14 protein-coding genes are annotated in these 18,556 nt (G+C 74.8%); 5 read left to right on the top strand and 9 right to left on the bottom strand.

Going from position 1 to position 18,556, the window contains the following annotated elements:
* Positions 1-23: 23 nt before the first annotated feature.
* Complete coding sequence (locus ACWFQ8_RS06215; RefSeq protein ID WP_453785014.1) at positions 24-1,019, top strand: spherulation-specific family 4 protein; 996 nt, start codon at positions 24-26, stop codon at positions 1,017-1,019.
* A 683-nt stretch (positions 1,020-1,702) separates the two neighbouring features.
* Here ACWFQ8_RS06215 and ACWFQ8_RS06210 read toward each other — a convergent pair.
* Both ACWFQ8_RS06210 and ACWFQ8_RS06205 read right to left on the bottom strand, forming a co-directional pair.
* Positions 1,703-3,151: an MFS transporter gene (locus tag ACWFQ8_RS06210; RefSeq protein ID WP_453785013.1), complete on the bottom strand. Its 1,449-nt coding sequence runs from the start codon at positions 3,149-3,151 to the stop codon at positions 1,703-1,705.
* Positions 3,152-3,636: 485 nt separating this feature from the next.
* Positions 3,637-4,380, bottom strand: a complete 744-nt coding sequence (locus ACWFQ8_RS06205; RefSeq protein ID WP_453785012.1) for a maleylpyruvate isomerase family mycothiol-dependent enzyme — start codon at positions 4,378-4,380, stop codon at positions 3,637-3,639.
* 93 nt (positions 4,381-4,473) lie between these two features.
* Between ACWFQ8_RS06205 and ACWFQ8_RS06200 the strand changes: the two genes are divergently transcribed.
* Together ACWFQ8_RS06200 and ACWFQ8_RS06195 are read left to right on the top strand one after the other, a co-directional pair.
* Positions 4,474-5,196 carry an alpha-ketoglutarate-dependent dioxygenase AlkB family protein gene (locus tag ACWFQ8_RS06200; RefSeq protein ID WP_453785011.1) on the top strand — a complete coding sequence of 241 codons (723 nt, stop codon included), beginning with the start codon at positions 4,474-4,476 and terminating at the stop codon, positions 5,194-5,196.
* A gap of 43 nt (positions 5,197-5,239) precedes the next feature.
* Positions 5,240-6,550 carry an ROK family protein gene (locus ACWFQ8_RS06195; protein WP_453785010.1) on the top strand — a complete coding sequence of 437 codons (1,311 nt, stop codon included), beginning with the start codon at positions 5,240-5,242 and terminating at the stop codon, positions 6,548-6,550.
* A 99-nt stretch (positions 6,551-6,649) separates the two neighbouring features.
* Here the strand turns inward: ACWFQ8_RS06195 and ACWFQ8_RS06190 are convergent, their stop codons facing one another.
* The gene (locus tag ACWFQ8_RS06190) at positions 6,650-7,294 is read right to left on the bottom strand and encodes an ATP-binding protein (RefSeq protein WP_453785009.1); all 645 of its coding nucleotides are present in this window, start codon (positions 7,292-7,294) and stop codon (positions 6,650-6,652) included.
* A 200-nt stretch (positions 7,295-7,494) separates the two neighbouring features.
* Here ACWFQ8_RS06190 and ACWFQ8_RS06185 point away from each other — a divergent pair, with 200 nt between their 5' ends.
* The gene (locus ACWFQ8_RS06185) at positions 7,495-8,682 is read left to right on the top strand and encodes a PLP-dependent cysteine synthase family protein (protein ID WP_453785008.1); all 1,188 of its coding nucleotides are present in this window, start codon (positions 7,495-7,497) and stop codon (positions 8,680-8,682) included.
* Positions 8,683-8,751: 69 nt separating this feature from the next.
* Here the strand turns inward: ACWFQ8_RS06185 and ACWFQ8_RS06180 are convergent, their stop codons facing one another.
* Entirely contained in the window at positions 8,752-9,240 is a 489-nt protein-coding gene (locus ACWFQ8_RS06180) for an SRPBCC family protein (protein ID WP_453785007.1), read from the bottom strand.
* Between the two features lie 180 nt (positions 9,241-9,420).
* Here ACWFQ8_RS06180 and ACWFQ8_RS06175 point away from each other — a divergent pair, with 180 nt between their 5' ends.
* The gene (locus tag ACWFQ8_RS06175) at positions 9,421-11,937 is read left to right on the top strand and encodes a hypothetical protein (protein WP_453785006.1); all 2,517 of its coding nucleotides are present in this window, start codon (positions 9,421-9,423) and stop codon (positions 11,935-11,937) included.
* Here the strand turns inward: ACWFQ8_RS06175 and ACWFQ8_RS06170 are convergent.
* The 5 genes from ACWFQ8_RS06170 to ACWFQ8_RS06150 form a co-directional block, all read right to left on the bottom strand.
* Positions 11,870-14,335, bottom strand: a complete 2,466-nt coding sequence (locus ACWFQ8_RS06170; RefSeq protein WP_453785005.1) for a right-handed parallel beta-helix repeat-containing protein — start codon at positions 14,333-14,335, stop codon at positions 11,870-11,872. The genes ACWFQ8_RS06175 and ACWFQ8_RS06170 overlap by 68 nt on opposite strands.
* A gap of 99 nt (positions 14,336-14,434) precedes the next feature.
* Positions 14,435-15,046, bottom strand: coding sequence for an Rv1733c family protein (locus tag ACWFQ8_RS06165; protein WP_453785004.1), 612 nt, complete (start codon positions 15,044-15,046; stop codon positions 14,435-14,437).
* 259 nt (positions 15,047-15,305) lie between these two features.
* A complete protein-coding gene (locus ACWFQ8_RS06160) occupies positions 15,306-16,130 on the bottom strand; it encodes an MOSC domain-containing protein (protein WP_453785003.1) in 825 nt (274 codons plus the stop codon).
* Positions 16,131-16,186: 56 nt separating this feature from the next.
* The gene (locus tag ACWFQ8_RS06155; protein ID WP_453785002.1) at positions 16,187-16,693 is read right to left on the bottom strand and encodes a DUF6643 family protein; all 507 of its coding nucleotides are present in this window, start codon (positions 16,691-16,693) and stop codon (positions 16,187-16,189) included.
* A gap of 246 nt (positions 16,694-16,939) precedes the next feature.
* On the bottom strand, positions 16,940-18,211 hold the full coding sequence (locus tag ACWFQ8_RS06150) for a glycosyltransferase (RefSeq protein WP_453785001.1): 1,272 nt from the start codon (positions 18,209-18,211) through the stop codon (positions 16,940-16,942).
* Positions 18,212-18,556: the final 345 nt, after the last annotated feature.

The raw sequence follows: 18,556 nt of genomic DNA, 5'->3' as shown, positions 1-18,556 counted from the left end.
CTGCCGCCGCCGGAGGAACAGTCATGGCCCGCGCCCGCGCCGTGAACGCCCTGTACGCCGTACTGCTCACCGCCCTGCTCGCCGCCCCGGCGCCCGCCGTGACCGCCTCGGCGAGCAGTACGGGCGCCGGGCCGGAGCCGTCGGGGCGCGCGGCGCCCGGGCCGGACCCCGCCCGGCCCGCTCCGGCACCCCCCAGACCGCGGTTACCGGGCGAGCGGGGCCTGGAGATCGCGGTCCCCGCCTACGTCTGGGCCGACGACCGGATGCTGGGCGACCTCACCGCCACCCGTCCGGCCGCCTCGGTGGTGGTCCTCAACCCCGGCAACGGCGACGCCCCGTTCGACGCCCCCTGGCAGGCCCGGGCCGCCGCCCTGCGGGCCGGGACCACCGCCACCGGCGAGAAGACCAAGGTGCTCGGCTACGTCCACACCGACCACGGCAACCGCCCCGCCGCCGAGGTCAAGGCCTCCGTCGACAACTACCTCAGGCCCGGCGGCCGCGCCGCCGGCCGGCTCCACGTGGACGGCATCTTCTTCGACGTCGTCAGCCGCGACTGCGGACCCGGGAACGCCACCCGCGACTACTACGCGGAGCTGCGCCGGTACGTCCAGGAGGCCATGCACGCCACCGACCCCGAGGTCCAGGACCTCGTCGTCAACAACCCCGGCACCGCCATCGCCGACTGCTACTTGGAGCCGGGCCGCCGCACCGCGGACGTCTTCGTCACGTACGAGGACACGTACGCCTCCTACACCGGCGGCGGCTGGCTCGGCGGCAACGTCTTCGACCACGCCACCGGCTACCGGCCCGGCGCAGAACTCGACCCGAGCGGAACCGCGTTCTGGCACCTGGTCCACGAGGTCCCGCACGCGGAGGCCATGCGGAGCGCGCTGAGCACCGCCTTCGAACGGGGCGCCGGGTACGCGTACGCGACCAGCGCGACCATGCCCAACCCGTGGAACGCCGGCCCGGCATGGAAGTACCGCGCCCAGACCACGTACGCCGCCGGCCTCGGCTAGGTCCGGAAGGACCGGAGGGACCGGCAGGACCGTGAGTGCCGGACGCGCGGGGCGGCCGGGCAGAGGACGCCGTACCGCAGCTCCGCCGCCACGCGGAAGTCGATGGTGCCCTGAACGCGCCGCCACCCGGTACCGGCCGCAGGAGGTGTCGTGGCCCATGCGCCACGACACGTGCACCCCGGGTGGTCCCGGCGGTCGGCGACCGAGGAACCGGGTCCCTCCGGGGTCCGCCACGCCGAGCCGGTGACGGCCCGCCACCACGGGCCCCGGCGACCGCAGGGGACACCGAGGCCACCGGCTCGGCAAGGAATCCGGCGGAAGTCGCCGCCGCGATCTCCCGGACCGGTCCCTCCCCGCCCGCCGGAGCCCTCCCGGCTCGTCACCGCCCCGCACATACCGGCCGCCCCGCATCTGCCGCAGGTCGGCCGCCGCGGCAGGCCAGGACGCCGCGTACGCCGACTGCGCGTGGAAGAGGAGGAAGCGGGGCCCAGACCGAAGGAGAGGGCCGTCGTTCCGGCAGGCTGGTGCGGCACCGCGAGGGTGCCGCACGCGTCGGAAGGGGACGGCTACCCGGCCTGGGCGATGCGCCATCACCTCACATCGGCCGAGGCGGAACACGTCCGCCAGGGGAAGGAGAAAGGGAGCCGGGGCCCGCCCGGCGAGGGGCGGGCTCCGGCGGTGGGTCAGGCGGCGGCCTTGCCTGGCTTGGGGAGCCGGAACATGAGCGCCCACATCACCGCGAGGGCGGCGATGACGTACCAGACACTGCCCGCGAAGGCGTGGGTGACGGTGGCGCCGTGGCTGCCCGCGGGGGCGTGGTTGAAGAACACCACCGACGCCGTCGCGAAGCCGAGCGCGGTGCCGAGCTGCATGGCGGTGTTGAACAGTCCCGCCGCAGATCCCGCGTCCTGGTGGCCGACCCGGCTGAGGGTGAGCCCGGCAAGACCTGCGCCGACCATGCCGAACCCGGCGCCGACGAGGATCATGGGGGCGACGGCTGCCGCGAACGGCATCTCGGTCCGCTGGTCGGAGACGAGCAGCTGGTAGCCGGCCAGAGTGAGAGCGATGAGCACCGCGCCGGCCTGCGGGACGCGCCGCAGGTGGCGGCCCGCCCACTGGGAGGCGAGCATCGCACCGGCCATGCCGCCGATGGAGATCGCCACCGAAGCGGGCGCGAACTGCCCGGGCGTGAGGCCGAGGCCGGACTGCATGAACAGCACCCACGTCAGCAGGAACATCCCGGAGATCAGCCCGAAGACCAGCTGCGCGGCGAGCCCACCGGCGAACGCCTTGCTCTCGAAGAGGGACAGCGCGACCAGCGCGGAGCCGTCCTTGGCCGTCTTCGCCCGCTGCTGGGCCACGAACACGGCCAACACGACCGCACCCGCGGCGATCATGCCGAAGCTCCGGGCGGGCCAGTTGTGCTCGCCGCCCACGGTGAGCGGGTAGGCGATCAGCAGCAGACCCGCGGCGGAGAACAGCATGCCCAGCGGGTCCAGGCGCCGGGCCTGCTGGTCACGGGACTCCGGGAGGAACCGGATGGCGAGGAGCACGGTGGCCAGCCCGATGGGCAGGTTGATCAGGAAGATCGCCCGCCAGCCCAGACCGGCGATGTCGGCGGCGGTCAGGACCGCGCCCAGGACGGGCCCGAGGACTCCGCCGAGCGACATGATCATGCCGTACATGCCGAACGCTTTGGCCTGGGACTCTCCCTGGAAGGTGACCGCGATGGTCGCCATGACCTGCGGCACCATCACCGCCGCGCCCGCGCCCTGGAGGGCCCGGGCGGCGACCAGGAAGTCGGGGCCGGTCGCGACCCCGCACAGCAGCGATGCCAGCGTGAAGAGGGCGGTGCCGGCGATGAAGACCCGCTTGCGCCCGTAGAGGTCGCCGAGGCGTCCTCCGGTGATCAGGGTGAGGGCGAAGGTGAGGGTGTAGGCGGCGGGGATCCACAGCACCGCGGCGCTGGTGGCGCCGGTGTCCGCCTGGATGGAGGGCAGTGCGGTGTGGACGATGGAACCGTCGAGCGCGTTCATCAGCTCGGCGATCAGGATCACGACCAGGGTGATCGTGGCGGCCCGGCCGGCCCCGGTGGGGCGGGTGTGGCCGGTGGTATGGGTGTCGGTTGACACGGAGAAGAGTCCTGTTCGCGTACAGAAGGAAAAGGGGGCAGGGGCAGGCCTGGGCGTGCCCCCGCACGCCGACAGCGCGACAGGGGAAAGCAGGGTGCAACGGGCCCAGGCCGGCAAGGGCGCCGCCGTCGAGGCATACATCGGGAGCCCGCCGTAGCGGACGACCGGGGAAGAGCCTCAGAACGAGCGGCTACTTGGCCTGGGAGATACGTCATCACCTCGAAACGCAGCGCCGGGCCCCGGAACGGGCACCGACGGAACGGAAACAGGCTAGAAGGGCCGCGGACATCCGTGCAACGCGATATCTCTCGGCCCGGGCGACCCGCATCCCACCGATGATGCGGTTCCTGCGCCGTCGCCTCTCTGTCGGATGCGCAAGGCGGCCCTGCCCCCGCCCGCAGCGCGCGCGAGCTGCGGCGGACATGAGGCCGACCTTCTCAGGGAGGACCGACAGGTCGCGGTCACGGCGTCGGCGTTGTGCGCTGTCAGATGCCCGCCGAGTCCATCCACAGCCGGGCGACTCCGAGATCACCGGTCACGCCCGGGCCCGCGAGGGGGAGTCGGTTCCACAGGGCCGCGTAGAGCCAGGCCGCGTCCTCCGTCACCTCGCAGTCGGCCGGGTCGTCCGTGGCGCCCGGGACGGTGCGCGGCGGCTCCGCGGACAGGTGGACCGTCCACACCGCGCCCGTGTCGGCCGCCCTGACCCGCAGGACCCGGGGTTCCGGGGTCCGGACCCGGCTGCGCGGCCGGGCGTGGAAGCCGGTGAGCAGCTCGTCGACGCCGTCCTCCGCGAACTCCGGCTCCAGCGGCGCGTAGGCCAGCCCGAGCGCGGCCTCCGCGTCCATGCGGTGCACGGCGGTCTCGTGGGCCTGGCGCCGCGCCCAGAACGCCGGCGGCGACGGGGGTGCGGTCGGGAGGAAGGTCCAGCACTGCACTTCCGCCGGGGCCTCGGACAGCGTGCGCACCAGGGCGGAGTGGCCTTCGCGGAACCAGCCGAACAGCTCCCCGCCGGCCAGCTCCGGCGGGTCCGGGAACGGCACCCGCTCCAACCACCCCTCCCGTACGTACCCGGTCGCCCAGCGGTGCACCGCGCCGGTGTGCCGCAGCAGATCGGCCACGCGCCATTGCGGGCAGGTGGGAACCGGGACGTCAGGGCCCGCCCGTTCCGCCAGGTCGGCGAGCAGCTCGCCTTCCCGTTCGAGGATCTTCAGGTACGCGGTGATCTCCATTCGGGGGAGTCTGCCAGCCGGCCCGCCACAATGGGGAGGGGGAGCCGGGAACCGGAAACGGGGGACCGGACGCGGGGACGGGTGGAGGCGGCGATGGACGGCGCGGCGATGGACAGGGCCGGGAAGGACTGGGACGCGGCGGGTGCGCGCGCGACGGGCGGCGAGCCGGTCGAGCTGTTCCCGCGCGAGCGGACCGTGATCGCTCCCGGCGCCGTGCACCTGCCCGACTGGCTCGGTCCGGCCCGGCAGGAGGAGTTGCTGGCGGCCTGCCGGGCGTGGGCGCGCCCGCCGGCCGGCCTGCGCACCGTACGTACTCCCGGCGGCGGCACGATGACCGCCCGGCAGGTGTGCCTCGGGCTGCACTGGTACCCGTACGCGTACGCCCCGACCGCCGTGGACGGCGACGGAGCGCCGGTGAAGCCGATGCCGGGGTGGCTCTCGGAGCTGGGGCGGGAGGCGGTAGCCGCCGCGTACGGTGAGCCGCCGGCTCGCGAGGTCGCGTACGACATCGCACTGATCAACTTCTACGAGGGCGACTCCCGGATGGGGATGCACCGCGACGCCGAGGAGAAGTCCCCGGCTCCCGTGGTCTCGCTGAGCCTGGGTGATTCCTGCCTTTTCCGTTTCGGAAACACCGCATCGCGGGGACGTCCGTATCGGGACGTGCGGCTGCGCAGCGGTGATCTGTTCGTGTTCGGCGGACCGAGCCGACTGGCCTACCACGGTGTGCCGAAGGTCCTGCCGGGCACCGGCCCGGTCGGACTCGGGCTGACCGGGCGGCTGAACATCACCCTCCGGGTCGGCGGGCTCGGCTAGCGCCCGGCGTCCGCCGCCCTCCGGCCGTGCGAGGATCGCTGTCATGAACGGCAACGGGGCCCCGCCGCGGGTGGGAGATGCGACCACGGCGCCCACCGCGACCACCGCGACCACGGCGCACACCGCGTCCACGGCGCACACCGCGTCCGCGCGGACCAAACTGGAGCGGGGTCGCGGCGCGCTCGGACCGGCGCTGGAGCTGGTCCACACCGGCAGGGCTCCCACCAGGGCCGTCCTCACCGCCGAGCTCGGCGTCACCCGCGCCACCGCGGGGGCCGTCGCCGCCGAACTGGAGGCGCTCGGCCTGATCCGCGTCGACTCCAGCCCCGGCGGCGCGGGCGGCACGCAGGGCCGGCCCTCGCACCGGCTCGCGGTCGACGAGAACGGCCCCGTGGCGCTGGCAGCCCAGGTCCACCCGGACGGTTTCCGCGCCGCGCTGGTCGGCCTCGGCGGGCGGATCGTGGCCACCGCACCGGGCAAGGTCACCGTCTCCGCCGACCCGGCGCAGGTGCTCGGCGCGGTGGTGGACGCGGGCGCCGAGCTGCTGGCGGACAGCGGCCGCCGCTGCGTGGGCGCGGGCCTCGCGGTGCCCTCGGCGGTCGCGGAACCGGAGGGCACGGCGCTGAACCCGCTGCACCTGGCCTGGCCGGCCGGTTCGCCCGTACGGGCCATCTTCGCCGAGCGGGTGAAGGCGGCCGGGATCGACGGCCCCGCCCTGACCGGGAACGACGTCAACCTCGCGGCACTGGCCGAGCACCGGCACGGCGCCGGCCGCAGCGCGCAGCACCTGCTGTGCGTGGCCACCGGACACCGGGGGGTCGGCGGCGCGCTCGTACTGGACGGGCGGCTGCACACCGGCAGTTCGGGCCTCGCCCTGGAGGTCGGCCACCTCACGGTCAATCCGGAGGGCCGGGCCTGCCACTGCGGCGGCCGGGGCTGCCTCGACGTCGAGGCCGACCCGCTGGCCTTCCTGACCGCGGCGGGCCGTACGCCCGGGCCCGAGGTGTCGCTGCTCCAACAGGCCCGTGACCTGCTGCGCGAGGAGTACGCGGAGCCGGCGGTACGGGAGGCCGCGGAAGAGCTCATCGACCGGCTGGGGCTGGGTCTCGCGGGCCTGGTGAACATCCTGAACCCGGACCGGATCATCCTCGGCGGGCTGCACCGCGAGCTGCTCCACGCCGACCCGGAGCGGCTGCGCGCGGTGGTCGCGGACCGCAGCCTGTGGGGGCGCAGCGGGGGCGTACCGATCCTGCCGTGCACCCTGGACCACAACAGCCTGGTGGGCGCTGCGGAGCTGGCTTGGCAGCCGGTCCTCGACGACCCGCTGGGGACCCTGGGCACGACGGTCGCGTAGGAGCGGGCGGCGCGGCGGAGGAGCCGGACGACGGCGACCCGAGGCGCTGACCGCCGAACGCCACCCCGGCCGCTACCACGACCGCCGGCCTCCGGGCCGCTATCCGGGCCGCGACCCGGCCGCGGCTTCGGCCCCGCCGGCCCCGGACCGGGTGCCGACGGGCACCACGACCGACGGACCGGCGATGTCGATGTCGATGTCGATGTCCGGCTCGGCGCCCGTGCCACCGGCGCCGGCGTCCATGCTGATCAGCACCGGCCGCACGGGTTCCCGTACGGGTTCGAGCCCGATCCGGACCGGTCGCTGCGGCGCGGGCGGAGTGGGCGTCGCCGTCAGCGAGAACCACACCACCTTGCCCGGACGGTCGTCATGCTGCCTCGCCCCCCAGGCCTCGCTGACCGCAGCGACGAGCGCGAGCCCGCGCCCGCAGGTCTCCAGGGTCTCCGGCGTGCGGGACGGCTGGACCCGACTCTCCCGTAGCACCGGGAGCCGGGGATCACTGTCGATCACCGAGACGGTGAGGCGCCCGAGGCGGAACTCGATCTCGACCGTGCAGGTCTTGTCGGGCTGCGCGTGGCGATGGACATTGCTGAGCAGTTCCGTCACTCCCAGCGCGGCCCGGTCGATGAGCGGGTCGAGTTGCCAGTGGCGCAATTGCGCGGCGACGATGCGGCGGACCTGACCGATCCGCGAAGGCAGGGCCTGCAGTTCTACGACGCAGTGCCTGCGGGAATGACTGATCACGGCTGCGACTCCCCGACATCAGTGTTACGGGTGCTGCACCCTCGGTAATGCTCCACCAGGGTCACCCACGGTGTGCCGGTGTGCAACCGAAGGCGATCGAAAGCGATCCGAATGGAAACCCAAAGTGACTGTTTGTGCAGGTGAGGGAGGTACATTGCGAAAGCAGGGGGTAGAGATACACGCACGAAGGAGCACGGCGCATGAGCACCACCGGCACCACCGGCACCACCGGTTCGACTGCCACGACCACGGCCGCGACGGTCGACGTCGACCGCAGTGACGCGGAGTACCGTGCCTGGCTCAAGGAGGCCGTCCGCAAGGTCCAGGCGGACGCCAACCGCTCGGCGGACACCCACCTGCTGCGCTTCCCGCTCCCGGAGTCCTGGGGCATCGACCTCTACCTCAAGGACGAGTCCACGCACCCGACGGGCTCGCTGAAGCACCGCCTCGCTCGCTCGCTCTTCCTCTACGCCCTCTGCAACGGCTGGATCCGTCCCGGCCGTCCGGTCATCGAGGCCTCGTCCGGCTCGACGGCCGTCTCCGAGGCCTATTTCGCCAAGCTGATCGGCGTCCCGTTCATCGCCGTCATGCCGCGCACGACCAGCCCGGAGAAGTGCCGGCTCATCGAATTCCACGGCGGCGAGTGCCACTTCGTCGACGACTCGATGAAGATGTACGAGGAGTCCGCCGAGTTGGCCGCCCGCACGGGCGGGCACTACATGGACCAGTTCACCTACGCGGAACGGGCCACCGACTGGCGCGGCAACAACAACATCGCGGAATCGATATACCAGCAGCTGCGCCTGGAGCGGTACCCCGAGCCCGCCTGGATCGTGGCCACCGCCGGTACCGGCGGCACCTCCGCGACCATCGCGCGCTACGTGCACTACATGCAGCACGACACCCGCATCTGCGTCCCGGACCCGGAGAACTCCTGCTTCTTCGACGGCTGGACGAACAACGACCCGTACGCGAGCAGCGACTGCGGCTCGCGCATCGAGGGCATCGGACGGCCCCGGATGGAGCCGAGCTTCGTACCCGGCGCGATCGACCGGATGATGAAGGTCCCGGACGCGGCGAGCGTCGCCGCCTGCCGGATGCTGGAGACAGCCATAGGGCGCAAGGCGGGCGGCTCCACCGGCACCGGCCTGTGGAGCGCCCTGAAGATCATTGCGGAGATGGTGGCCGAGGGCCGCACGGGCAGCGTCGTCACCCTGCTGTGCGACCCCGGCGACCGCTACCTGGACAAGTACTACTCCGACGGGTGGCTGGCGGCCCAGGGCCTCGACATCGCCCCGTACCTGGAGACGATCACCACCCTGCTGTCCACCGGCACCTGGCGCGAACCCACCCGTGACGGCGTCCCCGGACCGACTCCGCGACGGTGACCCCGGACCGACCTCGTGACGGTTACCCCGGACCTACCTCGGACCGGTCCCGCGCGGGCGGGGCCGGCGCTACTGGTCGGCCCCGCGCCGGGTCGTGAGGCGGGTGTCCAGCGCGCGGACCGCCGTGCGGAAGGAGCGTCCCAGGCCCGGGCGGGCCGCGGTGAGGGCCAGCCGCAATGGGATCGGCCCGTCCGCCGCGAAGGTCCAGCGGATGCGGGTGCCCGAACCCGCCGGCGCGAGCCGCCATTCCTCCAACAGGGCCCGCAGGCCGGGCGCGTTGGTCTCGTCGACCCGGTAGGCGTAGCGCCGCTCGGGCTCCGCCGCCATGACGGTCTCCTGGAAGCGGACGCCGCCCACGAGCTTGATCTCCCGACCCGCGCCGCCGTGCGTCGGGCGGGCCAGGGACACGGCCCCGAACCACCGCGGCCAGCCGGTGACTTCCTCGGCCAGGGCCCGGTACACGTCCTCGGGCGCCGCCGACACCTCGGCGGCGAAGACCAGACGGATCGGCGCGTCCTCGATGAAGTCCAGTCCGACCGGGCGCAGTCGACGAGCCATGAACGTACCCCCTGGGCGTGGTGACGGACACTCCCTGTGTGCGCTGCACCCTAGCTGGCCGACCGTCAGATGTCCTCTCCACCGACCGAGTCCCGCAGCAGCGGTCGGGGGCCTGGGCAGGAGCGGCCCCGCGCGGGATGCTGGTGCGAGCCGAACCCGCGCCCGTGAGCGGAGGCCGTCGTGCCGGACACCCCACCCGCCCCGCCCCTCGCCCTCGAACTCCTGGTCCACGGTGTCGCCGGAGCCCCGCCCGGTGAACTGCTCGGCGATCCGCGCACGGTCCGCGTGACCGGGGACTCCACCGCCGCCGTGTTCCGCCGTACCGAGGACGCCGACGCAGAAGCACACCCCGACCGGTACGCGGGCCGGCCCGTCCCCGAGGCCTACTGCTGGTCCCGCCTCACCTCCGGCAACGGCGCCCGCGCGCTGTGGCTGCTGCTCCTGCCGTTCATGGTGGTCAACCTCGCCCACTGGGCCCGCCCGGCGACCCCCGCCCGCGACCCGGCGCCGCGCGCGGTCCGCGCCTACGGGTTGCTCGTACGGATCCTCGCGCTCAGCCTGACCGTGCTGCTGGTCGCGGCCGCCTGCGAGGTGGCGCTCGACCTCGTCGCCTGGCAGTGCGCGGGCTCCGGTACCTGCGCCGCGTCCCGTTCCTGGCTCGGCTTCCTCGCACCCGGCGGGGGCTGGTGGGCCCAGCCGGGGCGCCGGTTGGCGCTCGCCGCCGTCGTTCCCGCCGCTCTCACCGGCCTGCTCTGGTTCCTGTCGGACCGCACCTGGAGCGCCTACGAGTCCCAGCCGCCGCCCGCCGACGAGCACCCCGGCACGACCGCTCCCGCTCCCGCCCCCGCTCCCGCACCGAAATCCGCCCGCGCCCCGGACCCGGCCTCCGCCCCCGACGACTCCGCCCTCGCCCCGGACCCGGCCTCCGCCCCCGCCCCCGACGACTCCGCCCGCGCCCGCCACGACTCCGCACGGGCCCCGGACCCCGACGGGCAGCCCCCGCTCGCCCGCCCCGGGTTCTGGTACGGCCGCCGGCTCGTGGCCCGGCTGCGCGCCGCGCACACCGCCGCCGCACTGCTCACCGTCGCCTGGGCCGTCGCCGCGCCCACCGCCGCCCACGACCGCCGCAACGACACCCCCGTCCTCGAAGTCCTGGGCTGGGCCGCCCAGGCCCTGCTCCTCGCCGGCGCGCTGACCGCGGCGGGGATCGTCTGCCGCCGCGGCCGCACCGAGGTCCGGCCCGATCACCGGCTCGACCGGGCCGCCGTCACCCTGCTGCCCGGCGCCGCTCTCGCCCTCCTCGCCGCCGTCCTGCTGTACGCCGCGTGGTCCCGCCCGGGCTGGACGTCCGCCGGGCGGCTCCCCGGGGACTTCGCCTTCGGCACGCTGATGCTCGGCCAGGGCATGTGCGTGCTCGGCCTCGCCGCCGTCGCCGCCCGCCTGCACCGTCGCGCCCCCGACCCGGCCGCCGCCCTGCACGGCCTCGGCGGACCCGCCGTCGCCATGCTCGGCTGCGCCCTCGGCGGCGTGATGTCCGGCGGGGTCGCCCAGCGCGTCGCCGACTGGCTCGACGGCGCGGCCACGCCCGGGGCGGCCGGCGCCCCGCTGCCCGGGCCGCCCGTGCTGCTGTCCTGGCAGGCCGCCGTACTGCCGCCCCTGCTGCTCGTACTGGCCCTGCTCGCCGCCTGGTTCGCGGCACGCGGCGCCCGGGACCGGCGCCGCATCGCACGGGCCGTCGCCGCCGAGTACCCGGGGGAGCGGGCGGACCCGGCCCGCAGCGGCCGGATCGCCGGGGCGCGGGCCGCGGCCGCGCTGACCGACTCGGCTCCCTGGTTCGTGGCGGCCGTCTCCGGGATCACCCTGCTGCTCGGCGCGGGCGCGCTCGCCGGAGCCCGGATCAGCGGACAGGTCCCGGCCGAGGCGGCCCGGGGCAGCGGGCCCCTCCTGGAGCTCGCCGCCCGCGCCGCCCAGGACTCCGGGTCCTGGCTGATCGGACTCGGCGTCGCCGCCTTCGTCACCTGGGGGCGCCGCGCCTACCGGGACCCCGCCGCCCGCCGCACGGTGGGCATCCTGTGGGACGTCGGCACCTTCTGGCCGCGCGCCGCGCACCCCTTCGCACCGCCCTGCTACGCCGAACGCGCCGTCCCCGACCTGACCTGGCGGATGGCCGGCTGGACCGCGCGCACCGGCGGTCCCCTGGTGATCTCCGGGCACTCCCAGGGCAGCGTGCTCGCGGCGGCCGCCGTCTGGCAGCTGCCGCAGTACGCCCGCGGCCGCGTCGCCCTGCTCACGTACGGGTCCCCGCTCGGCCGCCTGTACGGGCGCTGGTTCCCCGCGTACTTCGGCCCCGGCCCGCTCGCCGCCCTGCACCGAGAGGTCGACTGCTGGCGCAACCTCTGGCGCGCCACCGACCCGATCGGCGGCCCCGTGCTGCCCGGCCCGGGTGCGGGCGTCGACCGGGGTCCGCTCGTCGACCCGCTCTCCTACGGGCGCACCGCCCGCCACCCGCTGCCCGCGCCGATCCTCGGCCACTGCGACTACCAGGCCGACCCCGTCTTCGCCGCCGAACGCGACGCCCTGCTGGCCCGGTTGGCGCGCCCCGACGGACCGGGCGTTCCTGCCGCCCGGCTCAACAAGGAGCGGGCAGGGCCGGCAGCGCCGGCAGCGGCGGAAGGTCCGCCGGGAACAACAGGGTGAGGTCGTCCGTACTGGGCTCCGACAGCTGCGCCACGCGCCCCGCGTGCCGCTCGACCATCGACTCGAAGGTCTGGCGGGCGGTGCGGCCGTTGCCGAAGGCCGGTCCCTTGGGCAGCTCCGTGAAGTACACCAGCAGCGCCTCGCGGGCGCCCTCGCCGAGCCGGTACTCGTGCTCCTCCGCCTGCTGCTCCACGATCCGCAGCAGCTCTTGCGGGCCGTAGTCGCCGAAGGTGATGGTGCGGGAGAACCGCGAGGCGACCCCCGGGTTGACGGTCAGGAAGCGGTCCATCTCCGCCGTGTACCCGGCGACGATCACCACCACCGCGTCCCGGTGGTCCTCCATCAGCTTGACCAGCGTGTCGATGGCCTCGCGCCCGAAGTCCCGACCCGAGTCCTCCGGCGCCAGCGCGTACGCCTCGTCGATGAACAGCACGCCGCCGCGCGCCCGTTCGAACGCCTCCTGCGTACGGATCGCGGTGGAGCCGATGTGCTCACCGACCAGGTCCACCCGTGACACCTCGACCAGATGGCCGCGCTCCAGCACGCCGAGGGAGGCCAGGATCTCCCCGTACAGCCGGGCGACCGTGGTCTTGCCGGTGCCGGGGGAGCCGGTGAAGACCAGGTGGCGGCGTACCGAGGCGGCCTTGAGCCCCGCCTGCTGCCGCCGGCGCCCCACCTCGATCATGTCGGTGAGCGCGCGCACCTCCCGCTTGACGCTGTCCAGACCGACCAGTGCGTCGAGTTGGCCCAGCACCTCGGCGGAGCCCCGCGCGGCCCCGTCCGCACCGCCGTCCGGCAGGTCCGCGGTCCGGGGCACGGGGACTTCCGGCGCGTGCCCCGCGGGACCCTGCGCCGCGGCCACCGTACGCACCCCCGCGCGCGCCCCGGCCAAGGCGCCGCCCGCGGCCGACCGGTCCGCCGCCCGCGCGCCGGACTCGTCGCCGGTGCACTCCTCGGCGACCGGCCCGTCCTCCGCGAACTCGTAACCCCCGCGCGCGCAGCGCTCGGTGTGGCAGCCCTTCAAGGTGGTGCGGCAGCCGTCGAGGACGTGGAAACCGAAGCCCGCGCTGTCCGTGACCCGGCACGCGGTGAAGGTGCCCCGGCCGCCGGCCGACACGTAGAACCCGGCCTCGGCGGGGGACGTGACCGTGCACCGCTCCAGGGTCGGATCGGCGCCCTTGGTGACGATCACACCGGTCTGCACGGCGTCGATCGTGCAGTTGGCGAGGGTACCGCCGCTGCCGTGGTCACGGAACCAGGCCCCGGTGGCGGCTTCCCGGATCCGGCAGTCGTCCAGCTGGGCGGTGGCGCCGTCGCTGACCGAGACGGCCGTGTTGCGGACCTGCGACAGGTCGCTGTCGACCACGTCGGCGCGCGAACCCCGGTCCAGAACGAACACCGCGTCCGGTACGTCGTGCACCCGGCAGGAGTCCAGTGAGGCGGTCGCCCCGTCGCTGATCCAGACGGCCGGGTAGTCGCCGGTGCTGTCGTGGATCTCGCAGGACTCCGCGTCGACCCGGGTGCCCGGGTCCCACACCGACAGGCCGTTGCGGCCGAACCGGCGCACCGTGGTGCGGCTGAGGGTGAGCACCGAACGGGAGCGCAGGTCCACCGCGTTCTCCGGGATGTCGTGGATGTCGCAGCCGACCAGGGTGAGGACCGCGTCCGTGTCGAGGGTGACCCCGTCGGCCGAGGTGCGGTGCACGGAGCAGTCCGTGAGCCGGGCCGTGGCGCGGGAGGCGATCTGCACCCCGGTGCCGTTGATCTCGTACACCTCGCAGCCCAGCGCCTCCAGGCCGGAACCCTCACCGGTCACCCCGATACCCGCGCCGGTGGCGTGGTGGATGCGGCAGCGCTCCAGCCGGGGGCGGCCGCCGCCGCGCACGGAGACCCCGGTCTGGCCGGCGGCCACGACCTCGCACTCCTCGAACACCCCGCCGCCGCCGTCGAGCACGGCGATGCCCACGCCGGTCGGATTCTCCACCGTGCACCGCCGCACGAGGGGCCGGGCCCCGCCGCGGACCTCGATGCCGGCCGCGGAACGGGTGCTCACCCGCAGGTCGGTGAGCTCGGGGGAACCGTCCTCGACGAGCAGCGCGGGCGCCGCCCGGTCCTGGCCCTCCAGATGGAGGTCCTGGACCACCGCCGAGGCGCGCACGGTCAGCGCGACCCCGTCGGGCGGGGCGATCCGGACCGAGCCCAGCCCGCCCTCGGGCCCGCGCAGGATGACGGCGTGGTGCAGCACCAGGTTCTCCCGGTAGGTGCCGGGGGAGATGGACAGCACGTCGCCGTCGCCCGCGACGGCCAGCGCCGCGGTCAGCGTCGGATACTCCCCTGAGCGGCGCCGCCACCGCGAAGACCCGCCGCCGTGCGTCACCTGGACCGTGCCCTGAGCCATGGTGCTGTCGTGCCCCCACCCTCGTACTCGTCCTGCCGATGCGACCGATCCGGTCCGGCCGCCCCACCGTAGCGCGCGTGGCGCCGGTGAGCTGCCAGGTCAACTGCCCGCGCCCGCTCGCCCCCAGTCGGGTCCGGCCGCCGCCCACGCGTGGTCCAGCCGCGCGTACCGCTGATGCATGAGCCGCCGTACGACCAGCCGGCGCACCGTCTCGACCAGGGCGGCCACGGCCAGGGCGGCGGCCAGGCCGGCCGCGGTCGCGTGGAAGACGGCGGCGGACGTGTCGAGCGGCTGCCCCACCAGGCGGCCGTGCGCGTCGGTCCATATCCGGAACCGGTCGCCGGTGAGCGGGGGTTCCTCCGCGGCGGGCACCGTGCCCTCGTGGCTGCTGCCGTCCGGCGCGGTCCACGCGGCCACGACCTGGGTGCGCCGCGGGGCGGTCCGCTGCGCCGCCGGGTCGGCGGACTCCGCGGCGGCCGGCTCCGGCGCGGGCCGCACGACCACCGCCGGGACGAGGTGCCGCTCCCGCAGCTGCTCGCGCGCGGCCCCCTGCAAGGTGGCGTCCACCCGGACGCCCGCGACGCAGCCGACGGTCGGAGCCACCACCAGCACGCACACGAGTGCGGCGAGGGCCGCCCACGCCTCGATCAGATCGCTCCGCCGGCGCAGCGGATTGCGCCGCCAACGCCACACACCCATCGCTGTCCGCACGGTCCGGCTCCCCCCGCTTCCGCCTGCCTGCGCGTCCCAGCCTTCCGCATGCCCCCGGGACGCGCATTCCGGGACGCGCGAGACATGCGTCACCCAGTACGTCACGCGTACGTCACCCCGAGGTCCCTGTCGGAATCCGGGCGGGCGTCCACCTGTCCCGACTGATCCAACGGCCCGGCGGGGCCCGTTGGTTCCGGCACGGGCCGCGAGCCCCTCGAAGGTGTCATTCCGGTCGGCCGACCGGGCTGCCCCCGCAGCGTCACCCCAGGACACGGACCTCGTCGCCGACCCGCACCGTGCCCAGCCGCACGGGCACCAGCTGCCGCCCGAAAGCCAGCGACGTGCCGATCCGCCGGTGGGCGGCCAACGTCCTCAGCGGTTCCCTGCCGCGTTCCGCCGTGGTCTGGTCGGTCGTGGTGACCACGCACCGGCCGCACTCCCGCACCCCGCGGAACACGGCGTCGCCGATCGCGATGCGCCGCCAGCCGTCCTCCGCCCAGGCCTCGGCGCCGGACACCACCACGTTCGGTCGGAACCGGTTCATCGGCAGCGGCCCCTCCGCCGCGTGGTCGCCCCGGGCGATCAGCGCGTTGAGCGCGTCCAGCGAGGCGAGGGTGGTGACCAGCAGCGGGTACCCGTCGGCGAGGCTCACCGTCTCGCCGGGCAGGGCGTACTCGGGGTCCACCGGCCGGCGCACGGCCGGGTCGTCCATGTGCACCAGCCGCGCCGGTGTGCCGAGGTAGGCGCTGAACCAGTCGGCCGCGGCCGCCCCGGCCACCACCGTCTCGAACTTCTTCCCGAACAGCACCACCGGCTCCAGCGGACCGGGCGCGGGCACCTCCACGACCAGCTCCGCCATGCCCGGCGCCGTCACCGCGATCCTCCCGCCGTCGACCGGCCGGGCCGCCGCCAACGCCAGCCGCGGTTGCCGGCGTTGCGTGATGACCGTTCCCTCGGCGTCGACCAGCGCCCACCGCCGGTCCCCGGCCGGACCCCAGGGCTCCACGGCCACCTCGTCGGGAGCGGTCCCCGCGAGCGACTTCACCGGATGGACGTGGAGGGCCTGGACGTACAAGTTCGACATGGGAGCATCCTGCCAGCCTCCCGTGTCACCGCCCCGGACGGGCGGATCGGACCCCGTCAGTAACCACGCCCCTGGTAAGGCCGCCCGTACGGGTCCTCGTACGAGGCGGCCGGCACCGGCGCCGGAGCCTGCATCGGCCGGGGCGCGGCCGGGCGCATGGCCTCGTAACCGGTGGCCGCGGCGACCGGACGGGGCTGCTGCGGCTGGGGCTGCTGCACGTATCCGCCGCGGGCCGCGACCGGCTGCTGCTGCGGGATGTACGGAGCGGGCGCGTGCTGCAGCGGCATCGGCTGCGGCGCGGCCTGCTGCTGGTACGGGTACCCGTACCCCGAGGCCTGCTGCTGCGGCGCCGCGGGCGGCAGCGCGGGCATCGCGGACGAGAGGGCCGGCAGGTACCCGCCGCTCGAATAACCGGCACTCGGGGAGTCGTAGGCGGCCGGGACGCGGATCGGGGCGATCTGCGGAGTGCCGCGTTCGGCGACGAGGGAGTCGTAGATGGGGGTGTCCGGGAAGGAAGGCGCGGAGTAGTAACCGCCGCCATAAGTGGAGCGGGGGGAGGTCATGGGACCTAAGTTAAGCCCACGACTTCACCGGGTCCATAGCGAGGTGCTGCGAACACCGCCCTGACCTGCATCTTCCCAGGTCAGGGCCACAGCTTTCACTTGGGGTTCACGTGCACGATTCGCCACTTCCACCCCATCTTGTTCCTACTCGTGCCTACCGGTTGTGTGTTGCACCGACTTCTTGCTGACGCAGCGTCACAACGCGGTGACCTCGGATGACTCCGCTCCGGGCAGGGGACCGTCGTTTCAGGCGTCGCTGGGACGGGCATAGGTACGTCCCTTCCAGGCCGCGCCGCGGCCCCGGTAGTGCTGGACGGCCGAGTCGACGGTCATCAGGAGGTACAGGAAAGCGGTCAGGGGCAGCAGCGGCGCGAGCACGGCCGGCTGGCGGTAGTGGCGCAGCATCGGGAGGTACGTACCGGCCATCAGCAGCCAGGCGAGACCGCCCGCCCACGCGACGGCGGGCCGGTCGGCGGCGAGGCCCGCGAAGAACGCGGCCGGCGGCACCAGGTACACCAGGACGAGCCCGGCCACCGTCCCGGCCAGGAGCAGGGGCTGGTGGCGCAGTTGCGCGTAGGCGCTGCGCGCGATCATCCGCCACAGGTCCGCGAGTGCGGGGTACGGGCGCACGCTGTCGACCCGCTCCGCCAGGCCGAGCCAGATCCGACCGCCGGAGCGCTGGACCGCGCGGGCGAGGGAGACGTCGTCGATGACGGCCTGCCGGATGGAGTCGGGCACCCCCGCGCGCACGGCCGCCGCGGTGCGCAGCAGGACGCATCCGCCGGCCGCGGCGGCGGTCCGGGAGCCGGGGCGGTTGATCCGACGGAAGGGGTAGAGCTGCGCGAAGAAGTAGACGAACGCCGGGACGACGAGCTTCTCCCAGACGCTGACGGTGCGCAGCCGGGCCATCTGGGAGACGAGGTCGAGGTCCGCGGAGGTCGCGGCGGCGACCAGCTCGCGCAGGCTGTCCGGCTCGTGTGCGATGTCGGCGTCGGTGAGGAGCAGGTACTCGGGCCCGGAGGCGGGCGGGGTGCCGCCCCTGTCGTGCGGGACCTCGTCCGCGGTGCCCTGCGGGGCCTCGTCCGCGGTGCCCTGCGGGGCCTCGTCCGCGGTGCCGTGGGCGGAGCGGACGAGCGCGATGCCGTGGCGCAGCGCCCACAACTTGCCGGTCCAACCGGGGGCGGGGTCGCCGGGGAAGGTGACCGTCAGCGGGAGGCCGGGGTTCTCGCGGGCGAGCCGCAGGGCGAGTTCGGCGGTGCCGTCGGTGCTGCCGTCGTCGACCAGGACGACCTCGGCCTCGCCGGGATAGTCCTGGGTGAGGAGGGAGGGGAGGCTGTACGGAAGCACCTCGGCCTCGTCCCGCGCCGGGACGACGACGGCGACGGACGGCCAGCGGGCGGGGGCGGAGCGTGGGGGGAGCCGGACGTCGGTGCGCCAGAACATGCCCTGGGCGAGGGTGAGCCAGAGCCAGGCGGCGAGGGAGGCGTAGGCCGCGCAGGCGGCGATGAGGGGGCCCATTCCGGCAGTGTGCCGGGCGCGACGGGACGTGTCGCGCCGTTCCGCGCCTGCGCGTCGGGCACGCCGGTCCGGCGCGGCCGGGACCGCCGCCGGGAGCTCGCCCGGAGCGCCGCCGGGAGCGCCGCCCGGACACGACGCCCACACCCGCCGCCCGGAGCGCCGCCGTACCTGCCGCCGTACCTGCCGCCGGGAGCGCCGTCCGAGCCCGGTGCCGGGAGCGCCGCCCGGACCGCAGTCGCACCCCGCCGCCGCACCTGCCGCCGGGGCCGCCGGGGCCGCCGCACCCGCCGCCCGGAGTCTGCGGCGGTGCCGGGTGCGGAAGGGGGGTCGGCTAAGGTGGGGCGG

It is taken from the genome of Streptomyces sp. NPDC055254, assembly GCF_053606025.1.
This window is presented reverse-complemented; position numbering and strand designations above follow the sequence as displayed.